Here is a 22,813-nt window from a genome sequence, read left to right as displayed (position 1 = left end):
TCGTCCCCCAGTACTCCACCCCGATCCGTTTGCCTGCCCGGCGGGCCGCTGACTGGGGCTGACTGCATATCTGCTGCAAAGGGACCTGAAACCGTGGATGCCGGTTAAGGCGCTGCGGTGCTTGGGCCTTTGGGGGCTGGAAGGTGCGGGCCGTCCGGAGCCTTGGCCTGAACGCCCCTTGACAAACTTTCATGCAGCCGTTTTGGTAAGATGTCAGACCAATTTTGATCTATGGAACGGGGGCGGCATGAGGGGTAGCGGGGAGAGCAGCAGACCGGTGATCGCGCCGCTGGCGCCCATGGACCGGGTGCGCCAGGTGACGGAAGCGCTGGCAGCTTATGTCTCGCAGGCCGGACTGAAGGCCGGTGACCGGCTGCCGGCCGAGCGGGAGCTGATGGATGCGCTGGCGGTCGGCCGCTCGACCATCCGCGAGGTCATCCGTCACTTTCAGGCGCTCGGCGTGCTGGAAACCCGCAAGGGCAGCGGCACTTATCTGATCAAGCCGGTGACTTCCGCCACGATCCATATGCCGCTGTCGCTGGACACGGCGAACCTGCGCGATGTGCTGCTGAAGACGCTGGAGGTCCGGCGCGGCCTCGAAGTGGAAGCCAGCATTGTCGCGGCGCGGCAGCGGACCAGCGAAGACCTTACCATTATCGAGCTGAAGCTCATGGAGATGGAACGGGTGCATCTCGAGCAGGGCACCTCCGGTCCGGAGGACCTGGCCTTTCACCTGTCCATCTACGATGCCACGCACAATCCGCTGTTCCGGCAGCTTCTGGAGCAGATGCGCGAGGCTTTCGAGCGCTTCTGGGAGCGGCCTTTCAACCGGGCGGATTTTGCCCGCCGCTCCTTTCCCTATCACCGCACCCTGTTCAACGCCATTGCCGCACAGGACACGGAAGCGGCGCGGCGCGAAACCTTGAAAATTCTCGATGTGGTCGAGGAAGATATTAAGGAAATGTCCAAATGAATGACGGTTCCAGCCCGTTGGATCCCTTTTCCCTGATCGCGGCTCACGATGAGGCCCATGCTTATGGTGCCGTGGTGCCGCCCATCGTGCAGACGTCGCTTTTTACATTCTCAAGCTATGAGGAAATGCTGGAGACCTACCGCGGCGAGAAAGTCCGCCCGGTTTATTCGCGCGGCCTCAACCCCACCGTCCGCCACTTCGAGGAAATGCTGGCAAAGCTTGAGGGCGGCGAGGATGCACTCGGGTTCGCGAGCGGCATGGCCGCCATTGCCTCTTCCATCCTGACTTTCGTTGAGCCGGGAGACCGGATCGTCGCCGTGCGGCATGTCTATCCCGATGCCTTCCGCCTGTTCGGCACGATCCTGAAGCGCATGCGTGTCGAGGTGACCTATGTGGACGGCCACGATGAGGATGCGGTCGCCAGGGCTCTTCCCGGTGCCAGGATCCTTTATCTCGAAAGCCCGGTGAGCTGGGTCATGGAAGCCCATGATGTCGGGGCGCTGGCGGCACTGGCGCGCAAGGAAGGCGTCATCTCGATCATCGACAACAGCTGGGCGACACCGGTCTTTCAGCGCCCCCTGGCGCTGGGCACCGATCTGGTGCTGCATTCGGCCTCCAAATATCTGGGCGGGCACAGCGACGTTGTGGCCGGGGTTGTTGCAGGCTCGGCAGAGCTGATCGGCCGCATCCGCAGCGAAGCTCTGCCTTATCTCGGCGGCAAGCTGTCGCCCTTCGATGCCTGGCTGCTCATCCGCGGCCTGCGCACGCTTCCGGTCCGCATGAAGGCGCATGAAGCTTCGGCGCTGGAAATCGCGCGGCGTCTGCAAGCCCATGAAAAGGTCGGCGAGGTGTTCCATCCCGCGCTTGCGAACCGGCTGCCGCCGGGCCTTGAGGGAACCTCCGGACTGTTCTCCTTCACTTTGCGCGAGGGCACGGACATCGCCGGTTTCTGCAATCACCTGAAGCTGTTTCAGCTCGGGGTCAGCTGGGGCGGCCACGAAAGCCTGATCGTCCCCGGCGAGGTCGTCCTGCAGCAGAAGGCGCAGCCCAATTCGGCACAGGCCTTCGGCATCGACCCCCGATCCGTGCGCATCCATGTGGGCCTGGAGGGAACCACGGCCCTGTGGCGCGATCTGGAGGCTGCGTTCGCTGCCTCCCAAAACCAATAAAAAATCAATGTCTTCAAAAAGAGGGGAAGTACAATGATGAAAAGAATGCTGACAGCGGGCCTGCTGGCCTCGATGATGTCCGGTACGGCACTGGCCGATACGACGCTGAAGCTGGTTGAAGTCATTACCAGCCCGGCCCGGACGGAGACGTTGAAATCCATCGTCGCGCAATTCGAGGAAGCAAATCCGGGAACAAAGGTCGAGATCATCTCCCTGCCGTGGGGCGAGGCGTTCCAGAAGTTCGCCACAATGGTTTCCGCCGGCGAGATTCCCGATGTGATGGAAATGCCGGACACCTGGCTCTCGCTCTATGCCAACAACGGCATGCTGGAGAGCCTGGAGCCCTATCTGAGCGACTGGGAAGTCACCGCAGATCTGTCCGACCGCGCTCTGGAGCTTGGCCGCGACATCGACAACACGGCCTATATGCTGCCCTATGGCTTCTATCTGCGGGCCATGTTCTACAACAAGAAGCTGCTGGCCGAAGCCGGCGTTTCCGAACCACCCGTGACCATGGACGAGTTTGCCGAAGCCGCCCGCAAGGTCTCCGCCCTGCCGGGCAAATACGGCTACTGCCTGCGCGGCGGTCCGGGTGGCCTGAACGGCTGGGTGATGTTCGGCGCGACAATGGCCGGGTCCAATACCTTCTTCAATGAAGACGGCACGTCGACATTCGACAGCGAGGGCTGGCAGAAGGGCATCAGCTGGCTGATCGACCTCTACAAGAATGGCTATGCGCCGAAGGATTCCATCAACTGGGGCTTCAACGAGATCGTCGCCGGCTTCTACAGCGGCACCTGCGCGTTCCTGGACCAGGACCCCGATGCGCTGATTGCCATTGCCGAGCGCATGAAGGCCGAGGATTTCGGCGTCACGACCATGCCGAAGGGACCCTCGGGCAAGACCTTCCCGACCATCGGCTATGCCGGCTGGTCGATGATGGCCAAGAGCCAGAACAAGGATCTCGCGTGGAAGCTGATCGCGACGCTTGAAGGACCGGAAGGCAACCTGACCTGGAACAAGCGCACCGGGGCGCTGCCTGCCCTGAAATCTGCGTCCGATGATCCGTTCTATGCCAGCGAGCAGTTCAAGGGCTGGTTCAAGGTTCTGGAGGATCCGGACGCGATCCCGACCACCATGCCGACCTATCTGGAAGAATTCGCCTATTTCAAGGATTCCCTGGCGATCCAGACATCGCAGGAAGCCTTGCTCGGCGACATCACGCCGGAAGAGCTGGCCGCCAAGTGGGCCGACTACATGACCAAGGCGCAGCAGAAATTTCTCGCCAAGAAATAACTGCCCTTTCCCGTGCAGCCTTACCCTGGCGGCGTTCTGCGCCGCCAGGGCCTCACGCCATCCCGACGCGAGAGAAGCGCAGAACGATGACACGCCTTGTTCAGTCCCGGGGCAGGCCGCCCTTGCTGCGGCGCATTGCCCTTGATGCGGAACCCTATCTCTACAGCGCCCCGGCGCTGTTCCTGATCGCCGCGGTCATGCTGGTGCCGCTGGTTCTCGGCATCTCCTATGCCTTCCGTGATATTCAGCTGCTCAACCCCTTTTCCGGCGGCTTCGTCGGGCTGGAGCATTTCCAGACTCTCGCCCGCGACAGGGCCTTCTACCGGGCGCTTTCGAACACGCTGTGGTGGACCGGTGCTTCCGTCTTTTTGCAGTTCGGCCTCGGGCTGATCCTGGCATTGCTGCTCAACAAGCCTTTCCGCGGGCGCGGTCTCGTGCAGGCGCTCGTCTTTCTGCCCTGGGCGGTGCCGACATTCCTTGCCGGCCTGAACTGGGCCTGGCTGTTCAACCCGGTCATAGGCCCTTTGCCGCACTGGCTTTTCGCCCTCGGCCTGCGCAGTGAGGCGAACAATATCCTGTCCGATCCGCACCTGGCCATGTGGGGGCCGATCACCGCCAATGTCTGGTGGGGCATTCCGTTCTTTGCCATCACCCTGCTTGCCGCGCTTCAGTCCATTCCGCGTGATCTCTATGAGGCTGCGGCCATCGACGGCGCCGGTCCCATCAAGCGGTTCCTCTCCATCACACTGCCTTTCCTTGCCCCGACCATCGCCATTACCGTGCTGCTGCGCACTGTATGGATCGCCAATTTTGCTGATCTGATCGTGGTGATGACCAATGGCGGGCCGGCGGACCGGACCCAGATCGTCGCCAGCTATATTTTCACCCAGGCCTTCAAGCGCCTTGATTTTGGCTATGCCTCGGCCATCGCGCTGGTGCTGCTGATCCTGTTGCTGGTCTATTCGATGCTGATCGTCTTCCTCCGCCAGACGCTTCTGAAGGAGGATTGAAACATGCATGTCCGCAAATTCTCTCTCGTCGCGGCCCATCGCCTGGCAATTCTCTGCTACGTGGTCTTCGCCCTGTTTCCGCTGTACTGGCTGCTCAAGGTCGCCGTTACACCCAACGATCTGCTCTACAGCGAAGGGGTGCGGATGTGGCCGTCGAGGACGACCTACGAGCATTTCGACTTCGTGCTCCGGCACAGCGCCTTCCCGACCTTCTTCCGCAACTCGGTGATTGTCGCCGGTTCGACCGCGCTGGTGGTAACGCTGATCGCCTCGCTGTCCGGCTATGCCCTGTCGCGGTTTTCGTTCCGGGCGAAATACTGGCTGATCGCCCTGATGCTGATCACCCAGATGTTTCCGCTGGTGATGCTGGTCGCCCCGATCTTCAAGATCCTCTCGCCGCTCGGCCTGACCAACAGCCTGACCGGGCTGGTGATCGTTTACTCCGCCTTCAACGTGCCCTTCGCGACCTTCCTGATGCAGTCGTTCTTCGATGGTATTCCGAAGGATCTGGAGGAGGCGGCGATGATCGACGGCGCGACCCAGTTCAAGGCGTTCCGCCAGATCATCCTGCCGCTCACCCTGCCGGGGATCGCGGCGACCCTTGGCTTCGTCTTCACTGCGGCCTGGAGTGAACTCCTGTTCGCCCTGATGCTGATCTCCGGCACGGACGCAGCGACATTCCCGGTCGGACTGCTGACCTTCGTTTCCAAATTCTCCGTTGATTTCGGACAGATGATGGCTGCTGGCGTGCTTGCGCTGATCCCGGCCTGCCTCTTCTTCCTGATGATCCAGCGCTATCTCGTGCAGGGTCTGACGGCCGGCGCGGTCAAAGGCTGAAAGGTTTTCTCATGGCCTCAATCAAAATTCAGGACGTCCGGAAAAACTACGGCGTGGTCGAGGTTCTGCACGGTGTTGATCTCGACATCCAGGACGGTGAATTCATCGTTCTCGTCGGTCCGTCCGGCTGCGGCAAGTCCACGCTTCTGCGCATGATTGCCGGGCTGGAGGACGTCAGTTCGGGCGGCATTCATATCGCCGGAAAGCGGGTCAACGATCTGCCGCCGAAGGACCGGGACATCGCCATGGTGTTCCAGTCCTATGCGCTTTACCCGCATATGACCGTCGCCGGAAACATGAGCTACAGCCTGCGCCTGCGCAAAACGCCGAAGGAACTGATCGCTGAAATGATCGGGGAGGCTGCCGGCAAACTTGGCCTCGAGCCTCTGATGGAACGGCGGCCGAAGGCTCTTTCCGGTGGCCAGCGCCAGCGGGTTGCCATGGGCCGGGCCATTGTCCGCAAGCCGAAAGCCTTTCTGTTCGATGAACCCTTGTCCAATCTGGATGCCCGCCTGCGCGAACAGATGCGCGCCGAAATCAAGAAAATGCACGCGGGCCTGGGCGCCACCTCGATCTATGTCACCCACGACCAGATCGAGGCCATGACCCTGGCCGACCGGATCGTTGCCATGCATGGCGGCGTTGTGCAGCAGGTCGGGACACCGCTCGATCTTTATGACCGGCCGGCCAACCTCTTCGTCGCCGGCTTCATCGGGTCGCCGGGCATGAATTTTCTCGAAGGCCGGTACCATACCGGCAGTGGCGGTGCGGAGTTCCGCCTTGCCGATGGAACAGCCATTCCCCTGTCCCCGCGCGGCGGTCTGGCGGATGGCGCCCCGGCGACGCTTGGCATCCGGCCCGAGCATGTCAGCCTCTCTGACGAGGGGCGCTGGGAGGCCGGTGTCGATCTGGTGGAACCCACGGGCTTCGGCATCATCCTGCATCTGGCCTTGCATGGCCAGGCGTTCAAGGCCTTCACCCTGGACCGCTCCGTCCTCACACCTGCAGCAGGCTTGCGGGTCAGCTTTCCGGCCGAACATCTGCATCTGTTCGACGAAGACGGCAACCGCGTCTGAAGGCGCCATGGCGTCATCAGGCTGTTGCCGTCTGCCGCCAGCGCCGCCACGGACTGCGCTGCAGAGAGGTTGGTGTCCGGGCGGGCTGAAGGAAAGGGCTTCGTGCTCCTTTACGCCATCACCCGAAAATCGCCGCCAGGATCTGCGCCTCGATCCGGGCGGCTTCGGTGCCGGCCTTGGGGCGCGGGTGGGGGAGGGGGACGGGGAATTCGGCCTTGATGCGGCCTTCGTCGAGCACGATCACCCGGTCGGCGAGGGCCACGGCTTCGGCCACGTCATGGGTGACGAGGATGGCGGTGAAGCCGGTCTGCTGTTTCACCTTGAGGATCAGCTCCTGCATCACCAGCCGCGTCAGCGCGTCGAGGGCGCCCAGGGGCTCGTCGAAGGCGAGCAGGCGCGGGTGGCTGACGAGGGCACGGGCCAGGGCTGCACGCTGCTTCTGGCCGCCGGACAGGGTGGAAGGCCAGACATGGGCCTTGTCCGAAAGCTGCACGGCCTCCAGTGCTTCGGCCACGGGATGGGGCAGGGCGGCGGTGCGCGTTGCGGCTGCGCCTGTTGCGGCGGACCGGCCGGTGCTTCCGATCTCGAGGCCGTGCCTGAGGCCGATGGCAACGTTTCCGGCCACCTTCTCCCAAGGCAGGAGGCGCGGCTCCTGGAACATGAGGCGGATGTCGTCCGAGCCCTTCTGCGGGGCCTTGCCGTCAATGGCAATGTTGCCGCTGGTGGCGGTGTCGAGGCCGGTCAGAAGCCGCAGCAGGGTGCTCTTGCCGCAGCCGCTCTTGCCGACGATGGCGAGGAATTCGCCGGGGGCAACGTCCAGATCCAGCCTGTCGAGCACCGTCAGCCCGCCGAAGAGTTTGGAGATACCGCGCACGCGGATGGCGGCGCCGCCTGCGGGCCGGCTTTCGTCCTGTCTCTCTGTGCCGTTCCCGGTCTTGTGGTTCAGTTGCGCGCGGTCTTCATCCTGCGCCTTGTGGCCGGACAGATGCAGGTAGCCTTCGGGAAGGGCTGCAGCGGCGAGTGCGGCTGCCGGGTGGCCGTCGAGGAAGGCCGGGAAATGTCCATCAGGATGCGGCATAGGCGGGGCTCCAGGCAAGGGCGCGGCGTTCCAGCGCACGGGTGATGACATCGGCAAGCTTGCCGAGCAGGGCATAGAGGATGATCGACAGAACCACGGTTTCGAGGATCATGAATTCGCGCGCCTTCATCGCCATGTAGCCAAGGCCGGATGAGGCGGAGAGCGTTTCGGCGACGATCAGCGTCAGCCACATGATGCCGAGCGCATAGCGCAGGCCGACGAAGACGGAAGGCAATGCGCCGGGCAGTAGGATCTTGCGGAACAGCTCCGTGCGCTTCATGCCATAGGCACTGCCCATCTCGATAAGCTGCGGGTCGACGTTGCGGATGCCGTGCAGCGTGTTGAGATAGATCGGGAAGAACACACCGATGGCGACGAGGAACAGCTTCGCCCCTTCGCCAATGCCGAACCAGACGATGACCAGCGGCAGCAGGGCGAGATTGGGGATGTTGCGGATCATCTGCAAGGTGGTGTCCGTCGCCTCGCGGAACAGCGGGCTCACCCCGTTGGCAAGGCCGAGCAGGAAGCCGATGCTGCCGCCGATGGCAAGGCCGGACAGGGCGCGCAGGGCCGAAACGCCGAGATGGGTGAAGAGTTCGCCGCTGATGAGAGTTTCCCAGGCCGAGACGGCAACGGCGCTGGGGCGCGGCATCAAGGTGTCCGGCAGCAGCCCGGCGGCGGCAGCTGCCTCCCACAGAAGCAGCACGCCCATGGGGAAGATATAGGGCACAAGGGCGGCCAGCGGGCGCTTCAGGGACTTGAGGCTTTGCCGCAAGGCGCCGGGCCGCAGCTGCGGGCGGGAGGGCAGATCTCCGGCGTAGATGAGATCACTGGTGCTCATGAGACGATGTCCTTTTCTCTGTCCGGCGGTTGCTTCACTCACGTCTGAGGGGCTTCGGGCGTGTGGTCCTGGTCTCTCTCTCTGACACTTGAGGAAGGAGCGGGGCGCGGCGGTGGGGCGGGAGGAGAACCGTCCCGCCGCGCCCCGGATCCGGCTCAGATGAACCGGTGCGGCCAATGGGCCTCAGTGTCAGCTTGCGCTGGCCACCTTCGGGCGGAATTCCGGCCGGGCCGTCTCCGTGCCGCCGCGCTGCGGGCTGATGTTTTCAAAGCGCGCGGCGTGCTGCTGCGGCTTGGCCGTGCCCTTGAGGACGGGGAAGAGCAGCTCGGCCACCCGGTAGGCCTCTTCCAGATGCGGATAGCCGGAGCCGACGATCGTATCGATGCCAAGCGCCTGATATTCGCGGATGCGCTCCGCCACCGTTTCCGGCGAGCCGACAAGGGCAGTGCCTGCACCGCCGCGCACAAGGCCGACACCGGCCCACAGGTTGGGCGAGACTTCCAGCCGGTCCCGCCGCCCGCCATGCAGGGCGGTCATGCGCTGCTGGCCGACACTGTCCGACTGGCTGTTCAGCCAGGCCTGCGCCTTGGCAATGTCCTCGTCCGTCAGCTTCGAGATCAGCCGGTCTGCGGCTGCCCATGCTTCCTCGTCGGTTTCCCGCACGATGAAATGCAGGCGGATGCCGAAGGAGACTTCGCGGCCCTTGCGGGCGGCGGCTTCCCGCACCCGGTCCAGCTTTTCGGCCACCTGAGCGGGCGGCTCGCCCCAGGTCAGGTACTTGTCCACCCGGCCGGACGCGAATTCGATGGCGGCATCCGAGGACCCGCCGAAATAGAGCGGCGGGCGCGGGCTCTGCACCGGGCGGAAGGGCAGGCGGGCGTTGAGCGCGCGCACATGCTTGCCATCCAGATGCGCTTCGCCCTTGGCCAGAAGATCCTCCCAGACTGTGAAGAACTCTTCGGCAAAGTCATAGCGCTCGTCATGGGCCTGGAAGATGCCGTCACCGGCCAGTTCCGCCGGGTTGCCGCCAACCACGATGTTCAGCAGCAGGCGTCCGTTCGACACCCGGTCGAGCGCCGTGGACAGGCGCGCATAATAGGCCGGCGACGCGGTGCCGGGGCGGATGGCGACGAGGAAGCGCAGCCTTTCCGTATGGGCGGCGAGATCGGCAGCCGTGATGAAACTTTCCTCGCAGAAGATGCCAGTGGGCAGCAGCACACCGTCGTAGCCCAGCGTATCGGCTGCCTGCGCCACCTGCCGCAGATACTGCGGCTCCGGCGGGCGGTGGCCTTCGGACGAGCCGAGATAGGGCCCGTCGCCGGAGGTGGGAATGAACCAGAGGAAGTCGAGTTTGTCCTGTGACATGGGTCAGGCTCCTGAAAGCGTGTTGCGCCGGATCAGGCGGATTTCGGCGTCCAGACGGCCGAACGGATGTCGAGCTTGCGCGGGATGATGCCGAGGGCGTGGAAGTCGTCGGCGAGCGCCTGCTCGTAGACGATGTGCTTTTCCTCGACGAAGCCGATGGCGCCGTAGTTCTGGCCCTTGCGGGTGGCCACCGTGGTCAGCACGTCTTCCGGCAGGCCCGTGGCGGCGGCAAAGGCCTTGACGGTGCCGGGCAGGTCGTTCTGGGCCGCCTCGCCAACTTCGCGCAGGGCGAGGATCAGTTCAGCCAGCAGCTCGCCGTTCTGTTCGGCGAACTTGCCGTTGGCGGAGAGGAAGCCATAGGCCGGGACAACCCCGTCGGCGGTGGCCAGAACCTGCGTCTCCGGCGATTTTTCGGCGCTGGCGGTGTAGGGGTCCCAGATCGACCAGGCGTCGATGGAGCCATTGGCGAAGGCGGGGGCAGCGTCCGGCGGGGAAAGGTCCACCTGCTCCACGTCGTCCAGCGAAAGGCCGGCGGTGCGCAGCAGCTGCAGGGCGACGTTATGAGCGCTGGAGCCGCGCTTGAAGGCGAGCTTGCGCCCCTTCAGATCTTTGAGCGAAGTGATGCCGGAGTTCTTGCGCACCAGAATGGCCGAGCCGGTGTCCGATCCGGTATAGGCGCCGGCGAAGACCAGATTGCCACGGGCCGCATGGGCAAACAGCGGCGGCACATCGCCTGTGGTGCCGAAGTCCAATGCGCCCGCGCTCAGCGCTTCCAGCAGCGGCGGGCCGGAGGTGAATTCCGCCCAGGAGACGGTTATGCCGCGTGGGGCAAGGCGCTCTTCCAGCAACCCGCGCCCCTTGAGCAGCGCCACGACGCCGCCCTTCTGCCAGCCGATGCGCACTTCCTTGACGGTCTGTGCGCGGACATTGAACGAGGGGCCGAAAAGGCCGAGGGCGGAGGCGCCGAAGCCGAGAAGCAGGGCGTTGCGGCGGTCGAATGTCAAGGTCATGGATTTCGCTCCATTTCATCTGGGAAAGACCGGAGAACCGCTCCGGCGGGCGGATCGGGCGGGGCCTAGTGGCCCACGGCGGCGGCGTTGAGCTGCGGGCGGCCAAGGAAGGGGGCAAGCTCCCCGGCGGCCTGGTCAAGACGGGCAAGCACCGCCTCGTTGACAAGGCGCCCGTCGAGATAGTCCCGTTCGCTGGCATAGACGCCGGTGCCCAGCGTCTGCGCGCTGAAGAAGGAGAACAGCGGGCGCAGCTGATGCTCGATGGCCAGCGCATGCCTGTCACCGCCGCCGGTGGCGGTCAGCAGCACCGGCTTTCCGGCGAAGAAGTCCACCGGCAGCAGGTCGATGAGGTGCTTGAAGAGGCCCGGATAGCTGCCCTTGTAGACCGGCACGGCGATGATCACCGCCTCTGCGGCCTTCAGGCTGGCAAGAGCCGTCTGGGCATCGGGGCCAAGATCCTCGGCACGCTGGGCGTTGCCGAGAAAGGGCTGGAAGTCCGAGATGTCATATACCCGGGTGGTGCGGCCGAAACGTTCGGCGGCAAGGCGGGCGGCGGTGGCGGCGAGGACCCGGGTTTTGGACCCGGATCCCGAACTGCCGGAGAGGCTGACGATGGACGGCTGTGTCATGAGGCATGTCCGTTATTGGTCTATAATGTAGATAGACTAAGTAACTTTCATGCCTCCGGTCCATTCCATAGTCAGAGCCGCAAAGAGAAGAACTCCGTTCTCCCTCACACCGGCGGCAGCAGAAGCTTTCCCCTTGCCGGTGCCGCTGCCGTCTGGCCGCTTGCCAGCGGCTGGCTGAGGCGCCGGGCCAGAAGGGCCGCCTGTTCGCGGATCTCCGGAAACGCCGTGATCTCCCAGAAGGCGGCGCGTGTCACTGGACCGATGCCGAACAGGCGGGGATGCGGCTGGCCGCTGGCGGTGAGCAGGCGGGACTCGCTGTCGAAATCAAGGCCGAGGCCAAGCGGATCGATGCGGCCTGTCCCATTCTCCAGGATGTCCTGCAACAGCGGCGTGGAAGGTGTTTCCGGCGAGCGGCGGATGCCCCGGCAATCGAGGGCTGCGGCGGCCGTCAGGATTTGCGGCTCCCGCACCAAGCCGCTGCGCGGCTGATAGGACACCTCGACCGTGCCGTCTGCGGCTCTTTGGGCCGAGAGATAACGGCCCTTGACCACCTTCAGCTGGCCACTGGCAAGGGCCTGCGCAATCCTTGCGGCAGACTGGGGCGGCATGCGGTGGCGGTGCACCTCCCAAAAGGACGCCAGATGGCGCAGGAAGATCTTGCGGTTCTCCGCCGTCAGATGATGCCAGAGCGTGCGGATATGCGGCCGGATGCCGTCCAGCACCTCGCGCCAGTCGCCGCCCCGCGCCTGATGCTCAGCGGCAAACTTGCGCAGCCAGCGGGTGAGAAACTGCGTGCTTGTGCCAAGCGGAATATCGGCCGCCGACAGCCGCAGCGGATGGGCGCTGCTGTGGGCCTGCGGCAGAAGGCCGTGGCGGGACAGGGCGGTCATTGGCCCCGTGTGACCCCGGTCGAGCAGGGAAAGTGCCCAGTCCACCATGGTCAGCCCGCTGCCGATGAAGATCACCGGGGCATCGGGGGCAATATCCGGCAGAGCATGCCAGGGGTTGGACAGGGCAGAGCCCGCCGGTGCCCCTGAGGGATGGCCGGTGGCCAGCACGGCGGCATGGGCCATGACGGTGGAGCCATCGTCGAGGGTCAGGGCAACGCTGCGGGCCAGGGTTTCGATGGCGGTGCAGGAGGCCGCATGCAGGCGGATGCTGCCCCGCTCCAGTCCGGGGCGCAGCTGCGCCTCCAGATAGTCGCCGTAGATGGCGCGGGTGACGAAGCAGGCCGGCGTTGCATCCCCGGGCCGGGTGGCCAGCCATTCACCGAAATGATCCGGCGCGTCGGCATAGGCGCTCATGTTGCGCACGCGGGTGTTGAGAAGATGGCCCCGGTCAACGGGCGCATAGGCGATGCCGCGGGCGATGCGGTCTGCCTGTTCGATCAGCGAGATGCGGATGCGGCCCGCGGTCAGTCTGTCCAGATTGGCTGCCAGCAGCGTTCCACTGGCACCTGCCCCGATGATGGCGATGTGATGCGTCATGCTGCGTTCTCCCGGTTTCTGGCGGCCGGGGCGCGGCATGTGCCTCGCATCAGGACACGTGGAGGGCTGCGATCTTCTCGCTCTCCTCGGCCTCGGCCATCTGTCGCATGGATGCGATGGATCTGGTGTCCAGAACCGAGGCGATTGCCTCGCGGACATCCAGCATGGTCAGCCGCACGGAACAGGCGTTCTCGTCCGGGCAGTCGTGACAGCGGTGATAGGCGGTGCGGCTGGCGCAGTGGATGGGGGCGAGCGGTCCGTCGAGGACGCGCAGCACATGCCCCACCATGATGTCTTCCGCCGGGCGTGTCAGGCAGTAGCCGCCGCCGCGCCCCTTGCGGGCATGGACGAAGCCTGCATGGCGCAGGTCCGCCAGAATGGCATCGAGAAACTTCTTGGAAATCGAATTGGCGTCGGCAATTTCCGACGACTGGACAACCTGTCCCTCGGGCAGGCCTGCCAGATGGCACATGGCCTTCAACCCGTATTTGCCTTTCATGGACAGCATGGAAACCGGACTCCGCAGGACAATGGACCCTATTCATCCATTTTATTGATCGTCCATATAGACCGGTTTGTTCTTTCTGGCCAGAACCAAAGGCTTTCCGCCACGGCGGAAGGCTGCGCGGCCGGGGAACCGGCGGCGCGGGGAGGAATAGCACTACCCGGTGAGGTTCAGTACCGGGGGCCATGGGCGGAACCAGCGGCAAAACCGGCCAGCGCCAGTGTGCGCGGCAGGTTGCCATCTGTCCGGGTGGCGGCTGCCTGCGCGGGAACGCTGGCTGGGGCTGTCTGCACCCCGCTGCTGCTGCCCGCCATGGCCCCGCGCGGGGAGGCAAGCACGGCAACGACAAGTGCATAGGCCGCAACGAAGGCAATCCAGGCGGCGAGGCGCATGATGTCCTTGCGCGCCGTGGTGTTGCTGGCCGGGCTGGTGGCCGTGATGCGTGGTCCGGTCATGTTCCGTGCCTCCTCTGGTTGGATGTGACGGTGTGTCCGTCATCTGTGCGGCGGCGCAGGCTCGCGCTGCGGCCGGCGGGATAGCGTGAGATCAGCGACAGGTCGGTCAGCAGCGTCTTGCCAACCGGCCAGGGGCCGAAGCCGGCGTCAGGATTGATGTGACCCGAAGGCCCAAGGTCAATCAGCCGTGCACCCCAGTCATCGGCAAGCCGGCCGGCCCGGTCGAAGGTCATCCAGGGATCGTTGCGGCTTGCCACAACGGCGGCATTGAACTCGAACCGCTCGCGCGGCAGCGGGCCGAAGTGACCGAGGCGCTGGGCGCCGATGCCGCGTTCCACATCAGCAGGGGCGACCAGCAGCGCGGTGCCGATTTCCACCGAAGGCCAGCGTGCCGCCACCCGGGCAATGGCCGTGGCACCAAGGCTGTGCGCCACGATGTTTGCGCCGGGATGCTCGCGCAGATGCCGCACGATGGTCACGTCCCATTGATAGGGATCAGCCGCGCTCCAGTCGTCCTGGCCCACCCAGATGGCCGACGGATCCGTCTTCAGCCACCAGGTCTGCCAGTGATTGCTGCAGGAGCCGCCAAGGCCCGGAATGATCAGGGTGACAGTCATTGCCATCTCCATATGGCTGCTGTTGACACTGTGTTGATCATCTACTGGTTCGCTGTACTTTTGAATTCCAAAGGCAGGGCTCCGAAGAGCATGGATGTTCTCTGCCGGTCCCGTCCGGCGCACAAACTCATCTCCGCGACACGTCGACCGGATAGGCGGTGGTGGCCTTGATCCGCTCCATCGCAAAACGGGAGGTGACATTCTTCAGCGGCACGCTTTCCGTCAGCCGCTTGTAGAAGGCGTCGAAGGCGGCCATGTCTTCCACGGCGACCCTGAGCAGATAGTCGGCGTCCCCCGCCATGCGGTGGATCTCCATGACTTCGGGCATGGCGCCGGTGATGCGGGCAAAGCTGTCGCGCCATTCCGGCGTGTGGTCCGCTGCTTCGATCTCGACGAAGACGGTGAGACCCAGCCCGATCCGCTCCGGCGCGACGAGCGCGACGCGCCCAAGGATGATGCCGGTCTGCTCCAGCTTCTGGATGCGCTTCCAGCAAGGCGTGGGGGAGAGGCCTGCCCGGTCGGCGAGCTGGGCAATCGACAAGGTGGCATCCGCCTGCAATGCGGCGATGATCTTGCGGTCGATGAGGTCCAGAGACATGCCTTCTCCAATATGTATATCGAATTAGTAGATATATTTCGCCGGGAAGCTGCTCCTGTCAAGCTGGCTCCGTTCTGCGCGCTTGCGCTGCGGAGCATTGCAAATTCCCCGAAAGGGCTGTGCGGGAGAAAAGTGTTCCTGTTTCCCTCCGCAGCCGGATGCCCTACAATGCGGGCAGCCCCTTCGTGGTTCCCGCCGGATGGTCCGGCGGCCGGTTGCCTTGCAGCCCTGACCGGGGAACAGAGACGCACGTGTTATCTCTCAAGGCACAATATGCATTGAAGGCCGTCATCGCGCTCGCCCGCAACGGGACGGACGAGGTGCAGCTGACGGCGGATATTGCCGAAACCCAGGCGATTCCGAAGAAATTCCTTGAGCAGATCCTGCTGGATCTCAAGCACAACGGGGTGGTCGTCAGCCGGCGCGGCAAGGCGGGCGGCTATATGCTGCGCAAGTCGCCCGACCTCATCACCTTCGGCGAAATCCTGCGCATCGTGGAGGGGCCGCTGGCGCCGCTTCCCTGCCTCAGCCGCACGGCCTACCGGCGCTGCGACACCTGCCGGGACGAGGCTGCCTGCGAGATCCGCCGGGTCTTTGCAAAGGTTGCCGAAGCCAACCGCGCCATCCTCGACAACACCACGATTGCCGACTGCCTGAAGGGGCAGGGGCTGCCGGAATCCAATCCAGCCCGTCTTGTTGGATAAATTTTCTACGATTTCGGCTTTATTGCAGTGGCGGTTTGTTTTTAAACTCGACAAAATCGATAGAGATTAAATGCGTTGATAGCAGGGAGGTTCCCCAAATGACACGCATCCGGTTTCTGAAATCCGCCGCCGCCGTTGCCCTCGCGCTTGCCTTTGCAGCGCCGGCCCCGGCCTTTGCCGCAGACGTGACGCTGCTGAATGTCAGCTACGATCCGACCCGCGAGCTCTACAAGGAATTCAACCCCGCCTTCGCCGCCTTCTGGAAGGAGAAGACGGGAGACAACGTGACCGTGCAGATGTCACATGGCGGCTCGGGCAAGCAGGCCCGCTCGGTCATCGACGGGCTGGAAGCCGATGTGGTGACGCTGGCGCTTGAGGCCGACATCAACGAGATCGCCTCGGCCACCGGCAAGATCCCCGAAAACTGGCGCAGCCTGCTGCCGAACAACAGCGCGCCTTACGTTTCCACGATCGTCTTCCTTGTCCGCAAGGGCAACCCGAAGGAGATCAAGGACTGGCCGGATCTGGTCCGCGATGGCATTGAGGTGATCACCCCGAACCCGAAGACCTCCGGCGGCGCGCGCTGGAACTTCCTGGCCGCCTGGGGCTGGGCGCAGAAGACCTATGGCGGCGATGAAGCCAAGACGCGCGACTATGTGACCGAGCTGCTGCGCCATGTGCCGGTGCTTGACACCGGGGCCCGCGGCTCCACCACCACCTTCGTCCAGCGCGGCATCGGCGACGTGCTGCTGGCCTGGGAGAACGAGGCTTTCCTGGCTCTGGCAGAGCTGGGTCCGGATCAGTTCGAGATCATCGTTCCGTCCATCTCGATCAAGGCGGAGCCGCCGGTGGCGCTGGTTGATGGCAATGCCAAGGCAAAGGGCACGGAAGAGGTGGCAAAGGCCTATCTCGACTATCTCTATTCCCCGGCGGGGCAGGCCCTTGCAGCCAAGCATTACTACCGTCCGGCAAGCCCTGAGCTGGCCGATCCGGAGGATCTGAAGCGTTTCCCCGAAGTTGAACTCGTCACCATCGAGGACTTCGGCGGCTGGACCAAGGTGCAGCCCGAGTTCTTCGGTGACGGCGGCATCTTCGACCAGATCTACAAGCCGGCGCAGTAAGAACAGATGGCAGCCATCACTCCACAGGCGCGGTGGCGGTTCCGTCAGCCGAGCGTGCTTCCCGGTTTCGGGCTCACGCTCGGCTACACGGTGACCTACCTGACGCTGATCATCCTCATTCCACTTGCGGCGCTTGCATGGCGCGCCGCCGGGCTGGGGCTTGACGAATTCATCCGCATCGCCACCGACCGGCGCACGGCCGGGGCCTTGCGGGTCAGCTTCGAGGCGGCTTTCATCGCCGCCCTGATCAATCTGGTCTTCGGCCTGATCACTGCCTGGGTGCTGGTGCGCTACCGCTTTCCGGGGCGCGGGGTGATCGATGCGATCGTCGATCTGCCCTTTGCCCTGCCGACGGCTGTGGCGGGCATCGCGCTGACGGCCATCTATGCCCCCAACGGCCCCATTGGCGCGCTGCTGGCGCCCTATGGCATCAAGATCGCCTATGCTTTTCCGGGCGTGGTCATTGCTCTGGTCTTCATCGGGCTGCCATTCGTGGTGCGTACGGTGCAGCCGGTGCTGGAGGATCTGGACCGGGAAGTTGAGGAAGCGGCGGCGACCCTTGGGGCAGGCCGGTTCAAGACCATCTTCCGCGTGCTGCTGCCCGCTTTGCTGCCAGCCAGCCTCACCGGCTTCGCGCTCGCCTTTGCCCGCGGGGCAGGGGAATACGGCTCGGTGATCTTCATCGCGGGCAACATTCCCTATGTCACGGAAATCGCGCCGCTGCTGATCGTGATCCGGCTTGAGGAATTCAACTATGGCGCAGCGACGGCCATTGGCGCGCTGATGCTGATCATCTCCTTCGTCATGCTGCTGGTGATCAACCTGACGCAGGCCTGGAGCCGCCGGAGATATGGCCATGGCTGATCTTGCCTTTCTGACCCGCTCCTCACCCATCAGCGAAAGCCCCCTGGCCAAGCTGCTGCTGGTGCTTCTGTCCCTGCTGTTCCTGACGGTGTTTCTGGCTCTGCCGGTGCTTGCGGTCTTCAGCGAAGCCTTCCGCAACGGGCCGGGCGCCTGGGTGTCTGCCTTGCAGGACCCGGATGCTCTGTCCGCCATCCGCCTGACTTTGCTGGTTGCGGCCATTGCCGTGCCGCTCAATCTGGTCTTCGGCGTCGCGGCGGCCTGGGCCATCGCCAAGTTCGAGTTCAAGGGCAAGGCATTCCTGATCACGCTGATCGATCTGCCGTTCTCCGTGTCTCCGGTCATCTCGGGGCTGGTTTACGTGCTGCTGTTCGGCTCCGGCAGCGTGCTCGGGCCCTGGCTGAAGGGCTATGGCATCGAGATCCTCTTTGCCGTGCCGGGCATCGTGCTGGCGACGGTCTTCGTCACCTTTCCTTTCGTGGCGCGGGAGCTGATCCCGCTGATGCAGGAGCAGGGCACGGGCGATGAGGAAGCTGCGCTCAGCCTCGGGGCCAGCGGCTGGCAGACCTTCTGGCGGGTGACGCTGCCGAACATCCGCTGGGGCCTGCTCTATGGTGTGCTGCTGTGTAATGCCCGTGCCATGGGCGAGTTCGGGGCTGTGTCGGTGGTCTCCGGCCACATTCGCGGCGTGACCAACACCATGCCGCTGCACATCGAGATCCTCTACAACGAATACAATTTTGCCGCTGCCTTTGCCGTTGCCTCGCTGCTGGCCGGTCTGGCGCTGCTGACCCTCATCCTCAAGACCGCAATCGAGCTGCGCTATGCCGGACAGTTGTCCGCCTCGCGCGGCCATTGATGGAGCCTGACCCATGGAGCTTTCCATCCGCAACATCCGCAAGGATTTCGGTGCCGCCAATGCGCTGGAGGATGTGTCTCTGGACATTCATTCCGGCGAACTCATCGCCCTTCTGGGGCCGTCCGGCTCCGGCAAGACCACGCTGCTGCGGCTGATTGCCGGGCTTGAGACGCCCAGCAGCGGCCAGATCTTCTTCGGCAAGGAGGATGCCTCGCGCCGCAGCGTGCAGGAGCGGCAGATCGGCTTCGTCTTCCAGCATTATGCCCTGTTCCGGCACATGACCGTGCTGGAGAACATCGGCTTCGGCCTCTCCGTCCGCCCGCGCGCCTTCCGCCCGCTGAAGGAGGATATCCGCAGGCGGGCGCTGGAGCTTCTGGATCTGGTGCAGCTCTCCGGCCTTGAGAAGCGCTATCCGGCGCAGCTTTCCGGCGGCCAGCGCCAGCGTGTGGCTCTTGCAAGGGCGCTCGCCATCGAGCCGCGCGTGCTGCTGCTGGACGAGCCTTTCGGTGCGCTGGATGCGCAGGTGCGCAAGGATCTGCGCCGCTGGCTGCGCGAGATCCACGACACCACCGGCCATACCACGGTCTTCGTCACCCATGATCAGGAAGAGGCGCTGGAGCTTGCCGACCGGGTCGTGGTGATGAGCCGGGGCCGGATCGAGCAGGTGGGCTCGGCCGATGATGTCTATGACAATCCCGGCTCGCCCTTCGTGCACCGTTTCATCGGCGAAGCGTCGGAAGTGCCGGTGCGGATCGAAGGCGGGCAGGTGTGGCTCGATGACCGGCCCACCGGCCTCGCCGCACAGGGCGCTGCTGAGGGGGATGGCACACTGTTTTTCCGCCCGGATCAGGTGGACATCACGCAGGGCTGCGGCGGCTGCTTTGCCGGCACGGTTTCCGCCAGCCGCCGCCATGCCGGCTCCCGGCGTCTCGAACTGGAACTCGGCGGCTCGCGCCATAAGGTGGAGATCGACGTTCCCGTCGGCCATCCGGCCTCGCTGCGCAGCCAGATTTCCTTCCGCCCGCTTGCCTGGAAGGTGTTTCCGTCCAATGGCGGGGCCGCCGTCTCCGGTGCGGCCGGGGAGGAGGCAGGCTCCCCCGCCTCCGCGCGGGCCGCATCACGCTGAGGGCTGGTTGCCGGGTTCTTTCGCCAGTCCTTTTCGTCAGTTCCTTTCGCCGGGCTTGGGCTTTTGCCCTGGCCCGGCTAGAGTTGCGGCAGTGGAACAGCCGGACAGGATGGCGGCAGGGGCGGCGTGACGTTTGATCAGGGACTTCTTCTGGCGCTTCTCGGCGGCATGCTGGCCGTGTTCGTGCTTGACCGTTGGCGCATCGAAACCGTTGCGCTTGCCGGGCTTGGCCTTGCCTGCGTGTCTGGCCTTGTTCCCGCCAGCGCTGCCTTTGCTGGTTTTGCCCATCCGGCGGTCATCACCGTTATAGCAGTGCTTCTGATCGTCGAAGCACTGCACGGCAGCCAGATCATCATCCGCTTCGGGCAGTGGCTGTCCGGGCTGGGCCTGCGCCCCGCCGGGCTTCTCGCCTGCCTGTGCATCACGGGCGCGGTGCTCTCCACCGTCATGAACAACATCGGCGCCATGGCCCTGCTGCTGCCATTGGTGTTCTCCCTGTCGCAGACCGGCGGATACGACAGCCGCGCCATGCTGATGCCGCTGGCTTTCGCAACGCTGCTCGGCGGTGTCTGCACGCTCATCGGCACGCCCGCCAACCTCATCGTCAGCAACACGCTGAAAGCGGCGACGGGGCAGGGGCTGCCGTTCCTTTCGCTGTTTCCCGCCGGCGCCGTGATTGCTGCAGCCGGATTGGCCGTCCTCCTCTTCTGGTGCCCGCGTATCTTTCCGCTGGTTCCCGCTGGTGCTGCCGGTGACGGTCCGGAAGACGATCTGTTCGACGTGCGTGAGCTTGCCGTAACGCAGGGCGGGGAAACGCTGGAAGGTCTTGCTGCACGGCTGCAGGGCCGCATCATCTCCGTCATCCGGCAGGAGGCGCATGTGTTTCCGCTGCGTCCGCAGACGGAGCTTCTGCCCGGTGATCTCGTCTTTGCCGAAGCCCGGGCCCGGCTGTTCACGCCGCTCATCGCGGAAGGCCGCCTTGCGCCCGCGGTCAAGCCCGAGCCCGGTGAAGCCCTGACACGGCTTGCCGTGATGCCGCACAGCAGCCTTGCCGGATCGCGCATCGCGGCCATTGCAGACCTGGAGGAGCTGGACCTGCGCCCTGCTGCCGTCACCACCCACGGGCGGCGGCACGAAGGGCGGCTGGCGGACCTGCAGCTTCTGACCGGCGATGTGCTGACGCTCTGCGGCGCAGCTGGCGCCGCACGGCAGCTGGCCGAGGATCACGGCCTGATCGTGGTGGAGGCCGCATCCGCCAGCGCTCCGGAGTCCGTGCCGCAGGCCTCGCCGGTGCCGCTGGTGCTGTTCGTGGCCGGGCTTGTGGTGGCCGCCACCGGCTATGTGACACCGGAGGCAGCCCTTGGCGGCACGGTGCTGGTTCTGGCACTGCTCGGCCATCTCGATCTGCGGGTGGCGCTGAAATCTCTCAACTGGCCCATCATTCTGCTGCTGGCCGCCATGCTGCCGCTTGGTGATGCCATGGAGACGACGGGAACGGCTGCCATGCTGGCCGAAGCGCTGGCCGTGCATCTGGTGCCGGGCCAGTTGCTGCCCGCTGCCATCGCCATGCTGGTGATTGCCCTCGTCATGACGCCGCTCGTCAACAATGCCGCAACGGCGGCGATCCTTGCGCCCGTTGCCCTGCAGACGGCAGCGAGCCTTGGCCTGCCGCCTGCGCCGCTGCTGGCGGCCGTTGCCTTCGGCGCCTCGCTCGACTTCCTCACTCCCGTTGGCCACCACAACAACACGCTGGCCTATGGGCTCGGCGGTTACCGCTTTGCCGACTTCCTCAAGGCAGGCTGGCCGGTGACGCTGGCCGCCTGTGCCGGTGCCATTGCCGGGCTCGCCCTGTTCTGGACTTGAGGCTTTTAGGCTGTGGGGAAGGCCGCGCGCCGCTGTTGCAGCTGACGCTTCCTGTCTAGATTGGGTCTGACAGGCACAGGAGACGAGACGGTGAAAGTTGCGATTGTTGGCGCTGGTATTGGCGGGTTGCCGGCAGCATGGGCCTTGCGCAAGGCCGGTGTGGCGGTGACGGTTTTTGATCAGGGCCCTATCCCCAATCCGCTGGCCACCTCTCACGACGAGCACCGCATCACCCGCCACATCTATCCGGGGCTGGATGGCTATGGCCAGCTGATGCCCGAGGCCTTCCGGGCCTATGACGCGCTCTGGCAGGATCTGGGGCAGCGCCATTTCGAGCCGCGCCCGATGGTGCATGTCTCGCGCGGCGAGGTGAGCTATTTTCCCGCCGCCGAAGCGGAAATGAACGCGCTCGGCATCCCCATCCGCCGCCTGCCGCTGGACGGGCTTGCGGCCATGATCCCGGTGCTGGAAACCTCCGGCATCCGCGAGGCCTTCGAGGTGGGCGGAACCGGCGTGCTCTTCGCCGCCCGCATCATCTCGGCGCTTGCCGCCTGGCTGGCGGAAAACGGCGCGGATCTGAGGCCCCACTCCCGCGTGACGGATGTGGACCCGGACAGCGCTACGGTGACGGTGGATGGCAACCGTGAGAGCTTCGATGCAGTCATTGTGGCCGCCGGTGCCTGGGTGAGTGATCTGGTGCCTCAGGCCGCTCAACGCCTCGTTCCGTCGCGCCAGCTGGTGCTCTATCTGGAGCCGCCGCAGGATCTCGCCGCCGCCTGGGCGGACACCCCCATCATCATCGACATGGGCAGCGGCAGCTATGGCGCCTATGTCCTGCCGCCCTGCAACGGCACACGGCTCAAGATCGGCGATCACCGCTTCACCCGCATCGGCCACGGCAGTGATGACCGCACGCCCACGGCAGCCGACATCGCCCCCGTGCGCGAGGCCCTGACCGGCACGCTGCGCGGCTCCGAGCGTTACCGGATCATCGAGGAAAAGATCTGCTATTACACCGTCTCGGCAGACGAGCGTTTCGTCAGCGAGCCGCTGGGCAAGTCCGGCTGGCTGCTCAGCGCCTGCTCCGGCCACGGCTTCAAGCTCGGTCCGCTGATGGGCCTCGGCGTGGCTGATGCCCTCACCGGCAAACGTGCCGCAGCGGACGTCTCCCGCTGGGCCGCTGGATTAGGCGGGGTGTGAGGGAGGGGGCTGCTAGCCCCCGTCCGCCGCCCGCATCCCCCATCATCCGTCCTGCCATGGCTCGACCATGGCATCCACCCCGATGCGTCTCAGCGCGTTGTGCACGGGATCGGGCCCCTGTGACGATGAGACC

Annotated in this window: 23 protein-coding genes; 13 read left to right on the top strand and 10 right to left on the bottom strand. The window is 64.8% G+C overall.

Annotated features, from left to right (window positions below; translation table 11 throughout):
• Positions 1-247 precede the first annotated feature (247 nt).
• The 6 genes from ACVNHC_RS13895 to ACVNHC_RS13870 all read left to right on the top strand — a co-directional run bounded on the left by ACVNHC_RS13895 (position 248) and on the right by ACVNHC_RS13870 (position 6,361).
• Positions 248-973, top strand: a complete 726-nt coding sequence (locus ACVNHC_RS13895) for a FadR/GntR family transcriptional regulator (protein ID WP_457167601.1) — start codon at positions 248-250, stop codon at positions 971-973.
• On the top strand, positions 970-2,142 hold the full coding sequence (locus ACVNHC_RS13890) for a PLP-dependent transferase (protein WP_457167600.1): 1,173 nt from the start codon (positions 970-972) through the stop codon (positions 2,140-2,142). The genes ACVNHC_RS13895 and ACVNHC_RS13890 overlap by 4 nt, the downstream gene beginning before the upstream one ends.
• Positions 2,143-2,178: 36 nt before the next feature.
• Positions 2,179-3,438: an ABC transporter substrate-binding protein gene (locus ACVNHC_RS13885; RefSeq protein WP_457167714.1), complete on the top strand. Its 1,260-nt coding sequence runs from the start codon at positions 2,179-2,181 to the stop codon at positions 3,436-3,438.
• 86 nt (positions 3,439-3,524) lie between these two features.
• On the top strand, positions 3,525-4,448 hold the full coding sequence (locus ACVNHC_RS13880; RefSeq protein WP_026356113.1) for a carbohydrate ABC transporter permease: 924 nt from the start codon (positions 3,525-3,527) through the stop codon (positions 4,446-4,448).
• A 3-nt stretch (positions 4,449-4,451) separates the two neighbouring features.
• Positions 4,452-5,285 carry a carbohydrate ABC transporter permease gene (locus ACVNHC_RS13875; protein ID WP_019966439.1) on the top strand — a complete coding sequence of 278 codons (834 nt, stop codon included), beginning with the start codon at positions 4,452-4,454 and terminating at the stop codon, positions 5,283-5,285.
• Between the two features lie 11 nt (positions 5,286-5,296).
• Positions 5,297-6,361, top strand: coding sequence for an ABC transporter ATP-binding protein (locus ACVNHC_RS13870; RefSeq protein ID WP_457167599.1), 1,065 nt, complete (start codon positions 5,297-5,299; stop codon positions 6,359-6,361).
• Positions 6,362-6,479: 118 nt separating this feature from the next.
• Here ACVNHC_RS13870 and ACVNHC_RS13865 read toward each other — a convergent pair whose 3' ends face one another.
• From ACVNHC_RS13865 to ACVNHC_RS13820, 10 genes are all read right to left on the bottom strand, one after another.
• Positions 6,480-7,439 carry an ABC transporter ATP-binding protein gene (locus tag ACVNHC_RS13865; protein ID WP_457167598.1) on the bottom strand — a complete coding sequence of 320 codons (960 nt, stop codon included), beginning with the start codon at positions 7,437-7,439 and terminating at the stop codon, positions 6,480-6,482.
• Positions 7,426-8,280 carry an ABC transporter permease subunit gene (locus ACVNHC_RS13860; RefSeq protein ID WP_457167597.1) on the bottom strand — a complete coding sequence of 285 codons (855 nt, stop codon included), beginning with the start codon at positions 8,278-8,280 and terminating at the stop codon, positions 7,426-7,428. The genes ACVNHC_RS13865 and ACVNHC_RS13860 overlap by 14 nt, the downstream gene beginning before the upstream one ends.
• A gap of 189 nt (positions 8,281-8,469) precedes the next feature.
• Positions 8,470-9,645, bottom strand: coding sequence for an FMNH2-dependent alkanesulfonate monooxygenase (ssuD, locus tag ACVNHC_RS13855; protein ID WP_457167596.1), 1,176 nt, complete (start codon positions 9,643-9,645; stop codon positions 8,470-8,472).
• Between the two features lie 32 nt (positions 9,646-9,677).
• Positions 9,678-10,655 carry an aliphatic sulfonate ABC transporter substrate-binding protein gene (locus tag ACVNHC_RS13850; protein ID WP_058899523.1) on the bottom strand — a complete coding sequence of 326 codons (978 nt, stop codon included), beginning with the start codon at positions 10,653-10,655 and terminating at the stop codon, positions 9,678-9,680.
• A gap of 65 nt (positions 10,656-10,720) precedes the next feature.
• Positions 10,721-11,284 carry an NAD(P)H-dependent oxidoreductase gene (locus ACVNHC_RS13845; RefSeq protein ID WP_457167595.1) on the bottom strand — a complete coding sequence of 188 codons (564 nt, stop codon included), beginning with the start codon at positions 11,282-11,284 and terminating at the stop codon, positions 10,721-10,723.
• A 104-nt stretch (positions 11,285-11,388) separates the two neighbouring features.
• Positions 11,389-12,771, bottom strand: a complete 1,383-nt coding sequence (locus ACVNHC_RS13840) for an FAD/NAD(P)-binding protein (protein ID WP_457167594.1) — start codon at positions 12,769-12,771, stop codon at positions 11,389-11,391.
• 49 nt (positions 12,772-12,820) lie between these two features.
• Complete coding sequence (locus ACVNHC_RS13835; protein WP_019966447.1) at positions 12,821-13,279, bottom strand: RrF2 family transcriptional regulator; 459 nt, start codon at positions 13,277-13,279, stop codon at positions 12,821-12,823.
• Positions 13,280-13,446: 167 nt separating this feature from the next.
• Entirely contained in the window at positions 13,447-13,731 is a 285-nt protein-coding gene (locus ACVNHC_RS13830) for a hypothetical protein (RefSeq protein WP_457167593.1), read from the bottom strand.
• The gene (locus ACVNHC_RS13825) at positions 13,728-14,348 is read right to left on the bottom strand and encodes an RBBP9/YdeN family alpha/beta hydrolase (protein ID WP_457167592.1); all 621 of its coding nucleotides are present in this window, start codon (positions 14,346-14,348) and stop codon (positions 13,728-13,730) included. The genes ACVNHC_RS13830 and ACVNHC_RS13825 overlap by 4 nt, the downstream gene beginning before the upstream one ends.
• Before the next feature lie 127 nt (positions 14,349-14,475).
• Positions 14,476-14,946, bottom strand: a complete 471-nt coding sequence (locus ACVNHC_RS13820) for an Lrp/AsnC family transcriptional regulator (protein ID WP_019966450.1) — start codon at positions 14,944-14,946, stop codon at positions 14,476-14,478.
• Positions 14,947-15,197: 251 nt separating this feature from the next.
• Here ACVNHC_RS13820 and ACVNHC_RS13815 point away from each other — a divergent pair, with 251 nt between their 5' ends.
• From ACVNHC_RS13815 to ACVNHC_RS13785, 7 genes are all read left to right on the top strand, one after another.
• Positions 15,198-15,650 carry an RrF2 family transcriptional regulator gene (locus ACVNHC_RS13815; protein ID WP_058900761.1) on the top strand — a complete coding sequence of 151 codons (453 nt, stop codon included), beginning with the start codon at positions 15,198-15,200 and terminating at the stop codon, positions 15,648-15,650.
• Between the two features lie 98 nt (positions 15,651-15,748).
• The gene (locus ACVNHC_RS13810; protein ID WP_457167591.1) at positions 15,749-16,771 is read left to right on the top strand and encodes a sulfate ABC transporter substrate-binding protein; all 1,023 of its coding nucleotides are present in this window, start codon (positions 15,749-15,751) and stop codon (positions 16,769-16,771) included.
• A 6-nt stretch (positions 16,772-16,777) separates the two neighbouring features.
• Entirely contained in the window at positions 16,778-17,635 is an 858-nt protein-coding gene (gene cysT, locus ACVNHC_RS13805; protein ID WP_058899530.1) for a sulfate ABC transporter permease subunit CysT, read from the top strand.
• Positions 17,622-18,491 (top strand): sulfate ABC transporter permease subunit CysW, encoded by an 870-nt coding sequence (cysW, locus tag ACVNHC_RS13800; protein ID WP_050472731.1) that lies wholly within the window; start codon positions 17,622-17,624, stop codon positions 18,489-18,491. Before cysT ends, cysW begins: the two co-directional genes overlap by 14 nt.
• Positions 18,492-18,504: 13 nt before the next feature.
• A complete protein-coding gene (locus ACVNHC_RS13795; protein WP_457167590.1) occupies positions 18,505-19,617 on the top strand; it encodes a sulfate/molybdate ABC transporter ATP-binding protein in 1,113 nt (370 codons plus the stop codon).
• A gap of 126 nt (positions 19,618-19,743) precedes the next feature.
• A complete protein-coding gene (locus ACVNHC_RS13790) occupies positions 19,744-21,480 on the top strand; it encodes an SLC13 family permease (protein WP_457167589.1) in 1,737 nt (578 codons plus the stop codon).
• Positions 21,481-21,570: 90 nt separating this feature from the next.
• Positions 21,571-22,680: an NAD(P)/FAD-dependent oxidoreductase gene (locus tag ACVNHC_RS13785; protein ID WP_457167588.1), complete on the top strand. Its 1,110-nt coding sequence runs from the start codon at positions 21,571-21,573 to the stop codon at positions 22,678-22,680.
• Positions 22,681-22,813 lie beyond the last annotated feature (133 nt).

The sequence above is a fragment of the Pannonibacter sp. Q-1 genome (assembly GCF_054073275.1).
Note: the sequence above shows the minus strand (reverse complement) of the source record. Positions and strands in the feature narration are given on the sequence as shown.

What these genes read in the sequence shown, in the direction of transcription:
- ACVNHC_RS13880 (WP_026356113.1), top strand. Translation starts at nt 3,525, where the DNA reads ATGACACGCCTTGTTCAGTCCCGGGGCAGGCCGCCCTTGCTGCGGCGC.
- ACVNHC_RS13820 (WP_019966450.1), bottom strand. Translation starts at nt 14,946, where the DNA reads ATGTCTCTGGACCTCATCGACCGCAAGATCATCGCCGCATTGCAGGCG.
- ACVNHC_RS13835 (WP_019966447.1), bottom strand. Translation starts at nt 13,279, where the DNA reads ATGCTGTCCATGAAAGGCAAATACGGGTTGAAGGCCATGTGCCATCTG.
- ACVNHC_RS13885 (WP_457167714.1), top strand. Translation starts at nt 2,179, where the DNA reads ATGAAAAGAATGCTGACAGCGGGCCTGCTGGCCTCGATGATGTCCGGT.
- cysT (WP_058899530.1), top strand. Translation starts at nt 16,778, where the DNA reads ATGGCAGCCATCACTCCACAGGCGCGGTGGCGGTTCCGTCAGCCGAGC.
- ACVNHC_RS13895 (WP_457167601.1), top strand. Translation starts at nt 248, where the DNA reads ATGAGGGGTAGCGGGGAGAGCAGCAGACCGGTGATCGCGCCGCTGGCG.
- ACVNHC_RS13825 (WP_457167592.1), bottom strand. Translation starts at nt 14,348, where the DNA reads ATGACTGTCACCCTGATCATTCCGGGCCTTGGCGGCTCCTGCAGCAAT.
- ACVNHC_RS13875 (WP_019966439.1), top strand. Translation starts at nt 4,452, where the DNA reads ATGCATGTCCGCAAATTCTCTCTCGTCGCGGCCCATCGCCTGGCAATT.
- ACVNHC_RS13845 (WP_457167595.1), bottom strand. Translation starts at nt 11,284, where the DNA reads ATGACACAGCCGTCCATCGTCAGCCTCTCCGGCAGTTCGGGATCCGGG.
- ACVNHC_RS13890 (WP_457167600.1), top strand. Translation starts at nt 970, where the DNA reads ATGAATGACGGTTCCAGCCCGTTGGATCCCTTTTCCCTGATCGCGGCT.
- ACVNHC_RS13810 (WP_457167591.1), top strand. Translation starts at nt 15,749, where the DNA reads ATGACACGCATCCGGTTTCTGAAATCCGCCGCCGCCGTTGCCCTCGCG.
- ACVNHC_RS13795 (WP_457167590.1), top strand. Translation starts at nt 18,505, where the DNA reads ATGGAGCTTTCCATCCGCAACATCCGCAAGGATTTCGGTGCCGCCAAT.
- ACVNHC_RS13870 (WP_457167599.1), top strand. Translation starts at nt 5,297, where the DNA reads ATGGCCTCAATCAAAATTCAGGACGTCCGGAAAAACTACGGCGTGGTC.
- ssuD (WP_457167596.1), bottom strand. Translation starts at nt 9,645, where the DNA reads ATGTCACAGGACAAACTCGACTTCCTCTGGTTCATTCCCACCTCCGGC.
- ACVNHC_RS13840 (WP_457167594.1), bottom strand. Translation starts at nt 12,771, where the DNA reads ATGACGCATCACATCGCCATCATCGGGGCAGGTGCCAGTGGAACGCTG.
- ACVNHC_RS13860 (WP_457167597.1), bottom strand. Translation starts at nt 8,280, where the DNA reads ATGAGCACCAGTGATCTCATCTACGCCGGAGATCTGCCCTCCCGCCCG.
- ACVNHC_RS13830 (WP_457167593.1), bottom strand. Translation starts at nt 13,731, where the DNA reads ATGACCGGACCACGCATCACGGCCACCAGCCCGGCCAGCAACACCACG.
- ACVNHC_RS13865 (WP_457167598.1), bottom strand. Translation starts at nt 7,439, where the DNA reads ATGCCGCATCCTGATGGACATTTCCCGGCCTTCCTCGACGGCCACCCG.
- ACVNHC_RS13850 (WP_058899523.1), bottom strand. Translation starts at nt 10,655, where the DNA reads ATGACCTTGACATTCGACCGCCGCAACGCCCTGCTTCTCGGCTTCGGC.
- cysW (WP_050472731.1), top strand. Translation starts at nt 17,622, where the DNA reads ATGGCCATGGCTGATCTTGCCTTTCTGACCCGCTCCTCACCCATCAGC.